Raw genomic sequence first — 12532 nt, 5'->3', positions numbered from 1 at the left:
AAAAATGGTGACCAATTTGCGGTGATCCACGGTGTTTTGGAGCGAAAGAGTGTTTTTTCAAGGAAAGTAATCGGAAAGAATATGGAAGAACAAATTATCGCCAGTAATATTGACACCGTTTTTCTAGTCAGCGCCCTAAATAACGACTTTAATATTCGCCGAATCGAAAGATATGTAACATTAGCTTGAGAATCCGGAGCAAATCCGGTGATCGTGCTCACAAAGGCGGATTTATGTAATGATATCGACGCAAAATTACTTGAAGTGGAAGAAGTCGCGATTGGCGTTCCCATTCATGTAACAAGCTCTATCACTCATCATGGGATAGAGGACTTATACAAGTATTTGGAACCAGGCAAAACAATTGGAATGCTTGGTTCATCCGGTGTTGGTAAATCAACGTTATCAAATGTGTTATCGGGGCAAGAACAGCAAGCAGTCCATGCAGTACGAAATGATGATAAAGGGCGACACACTACCACATCAAGGGACCTGTTAGTATTGGAAAAAGGGTTGATTCTTGACACACCAGGCTTAAGAGAGTTGCAATTATGGAGTTCAGAGGATGCCATATCCCAAACATTTCAGGATATTAAAGAGTTGGAAAACAAGTGCAAATTCCGTGATTGCCAGCATGAGACAGAACCAGGCTGCGCGATACAAAAGGCAATAGATAATGGAATGATAAGTGAAGGTCGCTACTACAGTTATTTAAAGTTGTTAAGAGAAACAGCTTTTATTGAGAATTCAGCGGAATACACGCGGAACAAAATCGAAAACACGAAACACTATCGTCATCAGGCTACCCAACACCGAAAAATGAAAAAACATCGTTAAAACTATGGAGTGGTGATAGCTAAGTCTATCACACTCTTTTTTTATAAAATTCTTCACTTGCATTACTTCCTAGTATTTCATGTTAATATTTTTAATAATAAGTAGCTTAGTGGAAGGGGATAATATGGAGAACCTCAGTAAAGATAAAGAGAAAGCGATTAAAATTAGTTATGGGACAATAACTGCAATTTTACTTACATATTCCTTTATCATGATTTTTGATGAACAAAACCATAATGACGGTACAGGAAGTCTGTTATTAATCATTGCATTCATATTTAAAGGTTTTTATGATTTGTTCTACTCCATTAAAGAAAAAACTAAGGTATGGGCTGTTTTAGATTTATTATTTATCATCATGGCTTTGGGCGTTTTGGTTTGGGCACTATTGAATTATTTTATCTAAATGCTTACACTATTCCATTCCTAGAATTTTTTCTTGATGTATGTCCTTACATAAAAAGGTCAAACTACTGACTAGAACGATTGAAGGGGCGTTTTCCAATTGAAAAAAGTCATCATCATTGGTGGAGCTGGAACCGTTGGGGAGATATTATACAACCATCTAACAACTGACTATCATGTGCTGGTCTTCGATAAAATGGTTAAAAACGAAACCGATACGCACAAACAAATGGATGCAACAAACTATGATGAAATGCTAGAAAAGATACCGGAAGACACAGACGTCATTATCAATTTATTACGGATTGATACAAGTAATGCCATTGAAAATGTGGAAGCATTCAATCAGATGACAGATGTTTTCTTTAAGGCAAGCTATTACCTCATGCTGGTTGCCAAGCAATTTCAAATAGCTAAAGTGATTTATGCAAGCAGCAATCATGCCACAGATTATTATGAGGAAAACGGGTATTCCAATCTAGCAAGAGAAATAACTACCAAAGATTATCCCTTTCCTAAAGGGTTATATGGTGTGCTGAAAGTCGCATCAGAGGAAGCTGGCTTTATATTTTCGCTACACACAGAACTATCTGTCATTAATATCCGAATCGGGTCGGTACCAAAGGATGAAAAAAAAGCACTGTTAAAAAATGATCGATTATCTCGCACTTTACTTTCCAAACAAGATCTTGTCGCATTATTTACTGCAGCAATTGAAGCAGATGTAAAATACGGAACCTATTACGGCGTGTCAAATAATACCGATAAACCATGGGATATCTCAAATGCTATTGATGAGCTTGGTTATCGTCCTCACGTTAATACCGATCAGTTAAAGAGTCATGACTAGTCACCTTTATTTTCCCCATATGGTGGCTCTTCGGCATCATGATTTTCCTGCCACACTTTAAACCGATCCAAATCCTCGCTCACTTGCTTGATGACAAATCCAAGCACAGCTGCATCATCAAACAAACCCAATCCAACTAAAAAATCTGGAACTATGTCTATTGGAGTGACAAAATAAATGATCGCTGCAATGATCATAACAATAGACCCTTTCGGAATTTCTTTATACTCCTCTTTGATCCATGCCCTAAGTGCCTCAAATAATAATTGCAGCTTGTCCCATACCTCCTCTAACTTACCTTTTTTATCATTTGCTTTTATTTCTGCTTCCTTTAACAACTGTTTCGATTTTTCCTTATCTTGAAAATAGCTCCTTGCTTTCGAAATATATTTTTTATAGCCGTATTTATATTTCATGACATCAGCTCTCTCCTGTCCATTTTTCATATATTTTTCGACATTATTGTCTTTAATTGTCGAAAGTATAGATGATTTTTAATGCTCATGGTATTATGGAAACTATGTGTGATTTTTCCATGTTTATCCACAGTCATCACGCCTTTATACCTATCATAACAAATAGAAAAAAAAACATGGGAAATCATTGTAACCAATTTGAATTTAGGGGAGGACTAATCTATGGAAGAAGTGATTCATCAAGAACAACCCAAACAACAGAAAAAGAAAACCAAATGGATAATCATTGCGGTGGCAATTGTTGCTATTTTAATCGCAGGAATTGTATCTGTTCAAGCTTTTATACTTACATCCGCTAAAGAAGATTATTTCTTAGCAGAAAAAAACTCCATCCAGCAATTACAGGAAACCTTTGAATCAAGATTCCAGCAAGAAATAGCCTGGAAAGAACACACCGATGAGAATGCAATTGAATCTGTCACAAAAATAACTGGTCAGATGAACGTCCCAAGCATGGCGGGTATGGGGTATGACCAAATCATTAATAACGCAAATATTACGATAGAATCCGCAATGGATAAACAAGAAAATATGTCATCTGTTAGTATTTCAGCGGGGATGGCAGGTATTGAACTAAACGGTATTGAAGCTACTCTTGACAATAATGACTTATTCGTAGGATTACCGTTTCTAGATAACATCATTCAAGTAAATGGAGATGATCTCGGGAGAATTTTGCAGGAAATCGATCCAGATACCTTTACTGGTGAGGAAAATATCGACTTCAGCACATTGTACAACGAGAATCCATTCGCAACAGAAGACTTTACTTACATTAACGAAGAATACTTGATGTATCTTTACGATAAACTTCCTGACGAGGCATTTGAATCAAACTCAGAGGACATAACGGTTGGCGATAATAGTATAAATGCCGAAAAGATTACCTTCTCTTTATCGGAAGAAGAAGTGCAAAATATATTAAAAGGACTATTCGATAAAATGGCAGCCGATGAAAAACTCCGGGAAATCCTTGTTAATCAGACCTTTTATATGGATTATGCCAATGTAGAAGTAGCGAATGAAGAAATCGCTGCATTTGAAGAAGACTTTGTTTCAGCAATGGAAGATGCTTCGGCAAATGTTGATTCTATTAAACTTCCAGATGGGTTTGAATCAATCATCTGGGTACACGATGATATTATCGTAAAAAGAGAGCTTGCTGCAACACTTGAAGATGCAGGAGCAACGGCAGCTGTCCGGATCGACGGAACGAATGCCGTCACAGATAATAATCAAGTATTGGATTATAACTTCACGGTAGATGATGGCAATACGGAAGAGACAATGAATATTAACGCCGATCTGTCTCAACAGGACGGATCAGCGAATGATATGATTACCTTTTCCGCACAAGATGCAAGCTTTACGATTGAGTCCAATCAAACAGAGCAAAATGAGACGGATAAATCATTTGAACATATTTTCTCTTTTTCCCAGCAAGGTACACAATTGATGAGCCTTCACTGGGTTGGCGAAGGAACATATGAAGAGGATCAAATGACGGTGAATCATACGCTTTTCGCAGAAGATGGCGCGGCGCTTAATCAGGATACATTATCTATCAGTCTCTCACAAGAAGGTTCCACCATTAGTGAAGTAGAAACCCCAGACGCTGGTCAAGTGAAAAACTTAAGCGATATGAGTGGAGAAGAAATTACGCAATACTTTGAAACAGACGTTATGCAGCAATTTCAATTGTGGATGGGTAATATGATGGGCGGAATGGGAACCGGTGGCTTTTAACATTAGCGCTTAAAGTAGGTGTCATAAATGAAATCTCTGAAACATATTTACTTGTTTACGAAAAACAATCTAACCCAGCTAAGGAGGAAGTGGCTATCACTTCCTCTTATTTTACTGGTACCCATCATCATCACAGGGCTTATCGCCTTTTCAATTGTATCTATAATGGATGTTGCGGAAACAGATTCACTTACGATAGCGCTTGTCAATTTCGATCAATCAGAGGAAACAAAATTGATTATTGAATTATTAGAGGAATCTTCGCAGGTTGGTGATGTACTGTCAATGAAAGAAATGAAAGAGCCAGAAGCAAAGCAAGGTATAACAGCCAATGAATTAAGCTCTTACGTCATTTTCCCGGAATACTTTTTTCAAAAACTGATGGACGGACAGTCATCACAACTGTCCATCATCGGAAACCCCGAAAGGCCGCTGCAAAGCCAAATAATCAATGAATTAATCGAAACCCTTACTCGGCACATTCGTAGTTCACAGGCTAACATTCTAACCATCAATCACTATGCAAAACAATTAGGAATAAACGATGAAGAAAGAAATGCCTTACTGCTAGAACAATTCACTGATTACTTTTTTTATGTACTAGGCAGCGACAAAGTAGTAAGTGAGGAACAAATAACCAATAACGCAACCTCCTCCCCCACTGAATATTTCAGTTTAGCGGGATGGTTTACCATAGTAACGATTTGGTTATTTATTATTTATTCGATGTTACAAAAGGACAGCAGCGCAAAGATGAAGGAGCGCGTCCATCTGTATGGAGTTACTGACTTACAACAAGCAGCAGCAACCATCGTCACTACCTTGTTCGTGACAGCTATGATGGCAACTGCTACCTTCTTTTTATACCTGTTTTTCTTTGATGATATAACGATTACGACAGAGAATGGTTTCCGGATAGCTTGCTTACTGATATGCCACAATATGATGGTTTTACAATGCTTTACAATTATCGAGTGGCTGCTGAAATCACAAAAGGGTAAACTGCTGATACAGTCATTGTTCACAGCCATTGTCATCCTTTTTAGTGGCGCTATTATTCCAAAAATCTATTTTCCTGTCTATCTGGAAAACTTTTTTTCATACAGTTTCGCTCATCAATCCTTTTATTGGATAGAACAAATTATGCTGAATGGACGTTTTTATGCTGAATTTATGGGCTTGACGATGACCGTAGTGATCGGATGGATTGTCCTCATTATCATGTCCTCATGGAAAGGACGTGTTTATAAATGAAAGATATTCTATACACACGGTGGTTACTGATTAAAAAACAATCGATCAGTCTCTGCCTCTGGTTGTTTCTGCCATTACTGATCACCATTGCGATTCTTTCTGTAACAGAATCGGTACAGGGTGACTTTACTGTCCCGGTAGGTATTGTCTTAGAGGAAGAAAACGACTCATCGCTCGCCTTATATGATGAATTAAATGACACATCGCTAATCACCGCCACATTAATGTCAGAACGGAAAGCTCTTCGACAATTAGAAAGGCATGAACTTGATAGCGTATTTGTAATAAGAGAAAATTATCAAAGTGACTTGGAACAGGGAAGCAGAAACAATTTGCTGGAAGGATATTATTCCGATCGTTCCTTCGCCTATGATATTGTAAAAGAATCAATAGTATCGATTATTCAACAGGAGACCGGACGAGTTAATGCTGCTAATACTGTTATTCAGTTAGAACAGCAATTAAATGGTACAGCGAATTGGTCGGTCCATGAAATTACAGCGAAGTCAAAGCAAATCCAAACGAAAGAGAATTTATTGATACATCAATTTCAATACCAAGGAGAACGTGCGGTAGCTGATAAGAACGAAGCAACATTAAATCCTTGGGTAATCTGGGCTTTTTCAACCATGCTGATTACGATCTTTGTCTTTGACTGGGTAATAAAAGAACGACAGCAACATGTCAGTGTTCGCTTCCATTTTATGAAGATACCCTATCCTAAATATATAGTGTTGAATGTTTTAATCTATCTGCTTTTATTTCTCATCACCGATGGAATAACGGCTATTGTACTGTCTTCACAATATGGAGCAGCGATACCTATTATTAATCTGCTGTCTTTTCGGTTGATGATCTGTTTATTTGCCTTTTTATTTGTTTCGATTTGGAGCAATGTCTATTTCATGTATGTTGCTGCAATTATTTGGACATTTGGATTAATGGCGATATACAGTATTAACTTGTTAGGAGACGTGAAGTGGCTCTACTTCATCAATCCGTTAGAGCGATTTCTATCAGGAGAATGGACAATTGGCTGGCTATTCATCTGTCTCATCGGCACAGTGATCTGGTTTAACCGAGAGGAGAGAAATGATGCTTAAAGTTGAAGGACTACAAAAACTTTTCAAAAGAAAACATGTATTGGATCAGCTTTCCTTTACTGTTTATCCAGGTGAGATAGTTGGTCTTGTTGGCGAAAACGGTGCTGGAAAATCTACACTTCTGCAAATACTTGCTACCACTATGAGGTCCACAGCGGGAGAGATCACGTTGTATGACTCCAGTTACCATAAACACTTAAAACAAATACGGCAGCGTATCGGTTTTGTTCCACAAGATATTGCGTTATGGGAGCAGCAGACAGTAGAAGAAAACATGGTATTCTTCGAGAAGCTATCTTGGCAAAAGAAAACCAAGGCTCAGCTCGAGGAAATCTGTCTTGAGATGAATTTGGACCGATGGAAAACACCAGTAAAGAATTTATCTGGTGGTATGAAACGGAAATTGAACTTAGCGATCAGCCTGATCCACGATCCCAGTCTATTGTTGCTGGACGAACCAACCGCAGGAATTGATTTGAAGTCACGCAAAGAAATTGGTGCGTATTTACAAGATCAAGCCAAGACGAACCAAAAAATGATACTCTATACCTCCCATGACATGGATGAGATCACCGCATTATGCGATCGTGTCATTACGATTGGCGAGGATCCTTTTTATAAAGAATTGCTAGCGGAAGCGAATAAAGAAATACTTTGTTTCTAGCAAAGAAGCGGATAGGACGTAACAGCGCCAACTAAAAAGGAATAATTCATCCTTTTCAAGTAATACGTACTTGACGTATACTGCGAAGGAAAGAGACTCTGGCTATGTATCATATTTTATGCTAAGTAAGAATCTATCTAATGCTGTAAAATTTTATTTCCATTTGGTGATTATGACATTTTTACTGTGCTTAGCAAAGCTCCTAAAAATTGCTCCGCGTCCTGTGGGCACGGCGGTCTGCTAGGCTACTACTTGAACAACTTCTTTGCTGCCTTGTGCCGAGGAAGCTCACTTCGAAGCGATACTTGCAGACACAGGCACAGACGAAGTGGATCTTCAGCTCGCGCTGATTCCACAGGAGTCTCCGCCTATTTCCTACGCTTAAGGAAGTGCTACAACGCATGGAACAGCTAAAAGCAGTGGTGCTAGGCATTATCCATATTAAAGATGAGGTATAGACACTAAAGGACACCGCTCAAAATACTAGCTGTATTATTAGTTGTAGAGCAAAACCATAGCGTAGGCCAACCACGGAGACTCCCGTGGGACGTGCAGGTGCTGAAGATCCACTTTGTGAAGCGTTCTTCTTTACAAAGTTAGCTTCAGCCGTGCCCCACAGGACGCGGAGTGGTTGGACGGAGCGGTATCATAACACTAAGAACATTTCAAAATGGTCTCAAGGTTTAAGAGCACTATTTTGTTACTGCGCAGTTTATCCATACTACGTAAGTGTAAAGCCGGGCGGAACATGAATTTTTTTGATAAAAACGTGTCCGTTCGGCTTTGTTGTGATGAAATTATATCATTTATATAATGGCCCATACACCTGACAGGCTCGGAAATCTGCTCCTTCATTATCACTGGTACCAAACATGTTCCAGGCACTTGGTCGAAAGATCTTTTCTGGTGCTACGTTATGCATATTTACAGGAATCCTAAGCATTGAAGCTAATGTGATAAGGTCAGCACCGATATGACCATAGCTCATTGCACAGTGATTCGCCCCCCAATTTTTCATCACAGAGTAGACATCCTGAAATGCGCCAGCGCCAGTCAGATTTGGTACAAACCATGTTGTCGGCCACGTCGGATCTGTGCGATCGTTTAGTACTTCATGTATGTTCTCCGGTAACTCCACCGTAAACCCTTCTGCCAGTTGCAGGACCGGACCAAGACCTTTAATTAAATTTATGCGGGCAATAGTGACGGGCATATCTCCTCGTGTTTTGAAGTTACTGGATAAGCCACCACCTCGGAAATATTCGGTATTTGCCGGTCTCCATTCTGTTGCCTGCAAGCAATTTGCAGCCTCTTCTTTCGTCACTTCCCAGAAAGGTTTCATCACTGGTTTGCCATGTCGCTCTTGCTCTCCTGTACCATCAAGCGCTGCAGAGCCTGAGTTTAATAGATGAATAATACCATTACTTGCTCTGCCTTCCAGCTCATGATTCGTCACGCGCTCGACTGCGGATGGGCTCCAATACGTTCTTACATCCGCAAATACTTGCGCAGTGTTCGTTAACAAATGACCAAATAGCATAGTAGCAGCATTTAGCGTATCATTTTCGGTAGCAACGATATATGGTGCCCGTATACCATTCCAATCAAAAGAAGAATTAAGAATCGCCTCCATGAAATCACCATTTGGAAAATGATCGGTCCACTGACGCTGTCCTTGAAATCCTGAGGCAATTGCATTGTGTCCCATCGCCTCCTCTTCGTATCCTAATTCCGCTAATTTAAGATTGCCTTGCATCAAGTCTCTGGTAATCAGCGTCATTTTTATATTTGTTTTTAAGTCTTCCTCTTTTTGAACTGTTGTTCGTTGATTTGCCTCTTTATTCGTATCAGAGCCGAAGGTACCATTTTCTTTAATCCATTGATAAGCAATGTCAAATTCTTCTTTATCATAAATCTCCTCGTTGATCCGACGCGTGAATTCTGTCATATCTACATATTCATTGCGCATTCCTAGATACTCTTGGAAGAAGCTCTCATCTACCATACTCCCGGCTATCCCCATTGATACCGAACCTATGGACAGATAGGATTTATCCTTCAGTGTAGCAACCGTCATCCCCGCTCTTGCAAAACGAATTATCTTTTCTTGAACATCAGAAGGGATGGTATCATCATCGATATCCTGTACATCCTCACCGTAAATCCCAAATGCCGGGAGCCCCTTTTGGTTATGTGCAGCCAACACTGCGGCTAAATAAACCGCACCAGGACGCTCTGTTCCGTTAAATCCCCATATTGCATTGGGCCTTTGCGGATCCATATCCATCGTTTCTGATCCATAACACCAGCACGGAGTCACCGTTATGGTAACACCGACATTTTCTTTATCGAATTTATTTTTTGCCAAAGCTGCTTCTGCTACCCCACCAATGCAAGTGTCTGCTATAACTGTTTCGACATGTTGCCCATTGGAATAACGTACATTCTCTGATAACAGGTTGGCTACAGACTTTGCCATATTCATTGTTTTCACTTCTAATGATTCTCTTACACCTTTTCTACGGCCATCAATGGTTGGCCGAATCCCTATTTTCGGCATATCCCCAATAAATCGTTGATTAGTTGTCATGTTATTTCCCCCTCGTATTATAATCCTGTGTATTGTACAAATCGCTGATAAGCCTCTTGCCATTGGATTTGCTCTTGTGGCTGATAATATTGGAGAGGGAATGATTCTCCTACAAGCTGTCTTGCTTCCTTCAAATCTTTCACTTCTCCTAAAGCAATCCACTGGCCAATGGCATTACCGATCGCACTCGCTTCAACCGGTCCGGCGATAATCTCTCTTCCGGTCGCATTCGCTGTTAATTGACATAACGTTTGATTACGAATCGCACCCCCACCCATATGAATGCGCTTCAATTCTTTTCCTGACAATCTTTCTAAACGCTGAAGCAGCCAGCCATATTTTAAAGCTAAACTCTCAAGAATACAGCGGATGATTTCACCTTGAGATGTTGGAACAGGTTGCGCCGTTTCCTCACAATAGCGTTGAATTTCTGTTACCATATTTAAAGGATTAAAAAATCGCGGATCATCTGGATTAATAAATGAACGATAAGCAGGTGCTGCTTCGAGGAGCTGATTCTCCTTATTAAAATCCGTCGCCATGCCTTCCCTTTCCCAGATAACCCGACATTGCTGCAACAACCACATACCCATATTATTTTTTTGTAATCGATATTTACCTTCTATCGTTCCCTCGTTGGTAAATCCCGATTCCATCACGTCATCATTGATAACCGGACGGTCCACAGGAACTCCCATCAGTACCCACGTACCACAGCTCATAAATACCGATTGCTGATCCTCTAACGGAAGTGATGCTATCGCGCTCGCTGTATCATGGCTTGCAGTATGAATCACTTTTACCGGATTCATTCCTATTTCTCGATTAACCACAGATAAAGACTGACCTGCAACCATCAATGGAGCTGTCGTTGGTGCTAAAATATCATCAGGGAGAAGCAATCTTTGAAGAATTTGTTTATCCCAGCTTGTTTCACCTGCACGGAGCAGTTGCGTAGTCGAGCTAATCGTAAATTCATTATGTTTCTCACCACAAAACAAGTAAGCTAATAAATTTGGCGTTAACAATAATGTGTCGGCATTCTCTAGTAAGGATGGATTGTATTTTTTTATCGTATATAATTGAAAAACCGTATTAATAGTTGCGGTTTCAACTCCTGTTATATCGAAGAGTTCCTTGGCCGATATATGTTGTAAAGCTTCTTGCATTCCTCGTTCATTCAACGGATTTCGATAGCTGTATGGATTCCCAAGTAATTCCCCAGTATCAGAAAGCAGACCGAAATCGACTCCCCATGTATCAATCCCCATACTTTCGATCTGTCGATGTCCTTCTTGTATACTCATTTGCATCGCTTTTTTCATTTCTGCAAAGATATACAGGATATTCCAATAATAATGACCGGTAAGGTGAACTGGCTGATTAGCGAAACGATATATCTCTTCTAGATAAAGCTTATGACCATCAAAGCTGCTTAGCATTAATCGGCCATTTGATGCTCCAATATCAAATGCCCATACTTTTTTCATTGATGCACCTCCTTTCACTTGTCATCCTTTAATAATTTGGCTCGATATTTTTCACTAGATAAAGCTCTCAGATCCTGACATTCTGATTCTGTTAATATTCTAGGAGTTCCTACCATGCAGGATATCGCATACACTTTTGCAGCCTCTTCCGTCAGCTGCATAAAGAAATAGGCCTCCTTTAGCGATTTACCAACTGTTAATACACCATGATTTCGCATGATGACAACATCCGTTTCTGTTATCACATCTGCAACCGCATCTGCGAGTATGTGGGTAGTCGGAATCATGTAATCTAAATAGCTTACTTTCTTCACCATTGCTGGAAAATCGGGAAACATACTGGGAATGTCTGTTTCTGCCGAAGCCACACCGACACTATAACTAGGATGTGCATGCAAAACTGCTTTGATGTCCGGTCTTTTTCTAAAGCATTCTAAGTGCATTAAGACCTCTGAAGATGGCTTTAATTTTCCTTCTACTTCACCAGTGGTAATACTAACCTTCACCCATTGATCCTCTTGAATTTCTTTCAAATCGAATCCGCTTGGCGATATATACATATCGTCGCCATCTCGCACACTTAAATTTCCTCCTGCTCCGACGACTAATCCTGCATCCACTAACTTTGAAGCATAGTTACATAATGCTTTTTTACTTACGGCCATTTTCTCTTCACCATCCTCTTAGGAAATAACACCTTTTTTCAAAATAATATTGGCATATAATGCTTGTTCGGATGTCGCTACAATTGCATGCGCTTTCTTTGCGCGTTCATAAAATGCAAATCGCTCTACGAATCCTATCTGATCCCTCGACACTTGATAGTTCCCTAAAATTTCCTCGTAGTCTTTCCAAATCATCGGCACTGGCGTACTATCCCCCTCCACTACTTGCATTAGATGGATCGGCTGTTCAACATAAGTATCTACTGGCAGCAGTTGCATGATTGCATCTAATAATCCAGGAATATCATGCCCATCACAGCGGATCAATCTGTTAGCATGGCTAGCTGCAGGAAAATTACCATCTCCCAAAACGACTTCATCACCATGCCCCATTTCATGAAGTATTTTCAATAAATCCGGTGAAATAATACTCGGTATCTGTTTCAACATAG

11 protein-coding genes and 1 pseudogene are annotated in these 12532 nt (G+C 39.8%); 7 read left to right on the top strand and 5 right to left on the bottom strand.

Translation table 11 applies throughout. From position 1 onward, the window contains the following. The first annotated feature begins 81 nt into the window (after positions 1–81). From rsgA to MUN88_RS07870, 3 genes and pseudogenes are all read left to right on the top strand, one after another. Positions 82–837 (top strand): annotated as a pseudogene (gene rsgA, locus MUN88_RS07880) (ribosome small subunit-dependent GTPase A). Positions 838–961: 124 nt separating this feature from the next. Next, positions 962–1243: a hypothetical protein gene (locus MUN88_RS07875; protein ID WP_244723052.1), complete on the top strand. Its 282-nt coding sequence runs from the start codon at positions 962–964 to the stop codon at positions 1241–1243. 99 nt (positions 1244–1342) lie between these two features. Then, entirely contained in the window at positions 1343–2092 is a 750-nt protein-coding gene (locus MUN88_RS07870; protein ID WP_244723049.1) for an NAD-dependent epimerase/dehydratase family protein, read from the top strand. Here the strand turns inward: MUN88_RS07870 and MUN88_RS07865 are convergent. Then, positions 2089–2508, bottom strand: a complete 420-nt coding sequence (locus tag MUN88_RS07865; RefSeq protein ID WP_244723047.1) for a YkvA family protein — start codon at positions 2506–2508, stop codon at positions 2089–2091. The genes MUN88_RS07870 and MUN88_RS07865 overlap by 4 nt on opposite strands. A gap of 222 nt (positions 2509–2730) precedes the next feature. On the opposite strand from MUN88_RS07865, the gene MUN88_RS07860 reads away from it, so the two are divergent. Genes MUN88_RS07860 through MUN88_RS07845 form a run of 4 tightly spaced genes read left to right on the top strand, consistent with a single transcriptional unit; the run spans position 2731 to position 7335 of the window. Beyond that, entirely contained in the window at positions 2731–4314 is a 1584-nt protein-coding gene (locus MUN88_RS07860) for a DUF6583 family protein (RefSeq protein ID WP_244723044.1), read from the top strand. Positions 4315–4341: 27 nt separating this feature from the next. Beyond that, entirely contained in the window at positions 4342–5568 is a 1227-nt protein-coding gene (locus MUN88_RS07855) for an ABC transporter permease (RefSeq protein WP_244723042.1), read from the top strand. After that, the gene (locus MUN88_RS07850; RefSeq protein ID WP_244723040.1) at positions 5565–6671 is read left to right on the top strand and encodes an ABC transporter permease; all 1107 of its coding nucleotides are present in this window, start codon (positions 5565–5567) and stop codon (positions 6669–6671) included. The genes MUN88_RS07855 and MUN88_RS07850 overlap by 4 nt, the downstream gene beginning before the upstream one ends. Next, positions 6664–7335 carry an ABC transporter ATP-binding protein gene (locus MUN88_RS07845; protein ID WP_244724389.1) on the top strand — a complete coding sequence of 224 codons (672 nt, stop codon included), beginning with the start codon at positions 6664–6666 and terminating at the stop codon, positions 7333–7335. The genes MUN88_RS07850 and MUN88_RS07845 overlap by 8 nt, the downstream gene beginning before the upstream one ends. Before the next feature lie 802 nt (positions 7336–8137). Here MUN88_RS07845 and MUN88_RS07840 read toward each other — a convergent pair. From MUN88_RS07840 to MUN88_RS07825, 4 genes are read right to left on the bottom strand one after another with little or no spacing between them, the layout of a single operon-like run. Then, positions 8138–9925, bottom strand: coding sequence for an L-fucose isomerase (locus MUN88_RS07840; RefSeq protein ID WP_244723038.1), 1788 nt, complete (start codon positions 9923–9925; stop codon positions 8138–8140). Between the two features lie 17 nt (positions 9926–9942). Further along, on the bottom strand, positions 9943–11415 hold the full coding sequence (locus tag MUN88_RS07835; RefSeq protein WP_244723036.1) for a rhamnulokinase: 1473 nt from the start codon (positions 11413–11415) through the stop codon (positions 9943–9945). Between the two features lie 14 nt (positions 11416–11429). Further along, a complete protein-coding gene (locus MUN88_RS07830; protein ID WP_244723035.1) occupies positions 11430–12080 on the bottom strand; it encodes a class II aldolase/adducin family protein in 651 nt (216 codons plus the stop codon). 18 nt (positions 12081–12098) lie between these two features. Beyond that, a complete protein-coding gene (locus MUN88_RS07825; RefSeq protein WP_244723033.1) occupies positions 12099–12530 on the bottom strand; it encodes an RbsD/FucU family protein in 432 nt (143 codons plus the stop codon). Positions 12531–12532 lie beyond the last annotated feature (2 nt).

It is taken from the genome of Gracilibacillus caseinilyticus, from assembly GCF_022919115.1.
Lineage (GTDB): Bacteria > Bacillota > Bacilli > Bacillales > Amphibacillaceae > Gracilibacillus > Gracilibacillus caseinilyticus.
The sequence above is the reverse complement of the archived record's forward strand: the minus strand, read 5'-3'. Positions and strand labels throughout refer to the sequence as shown.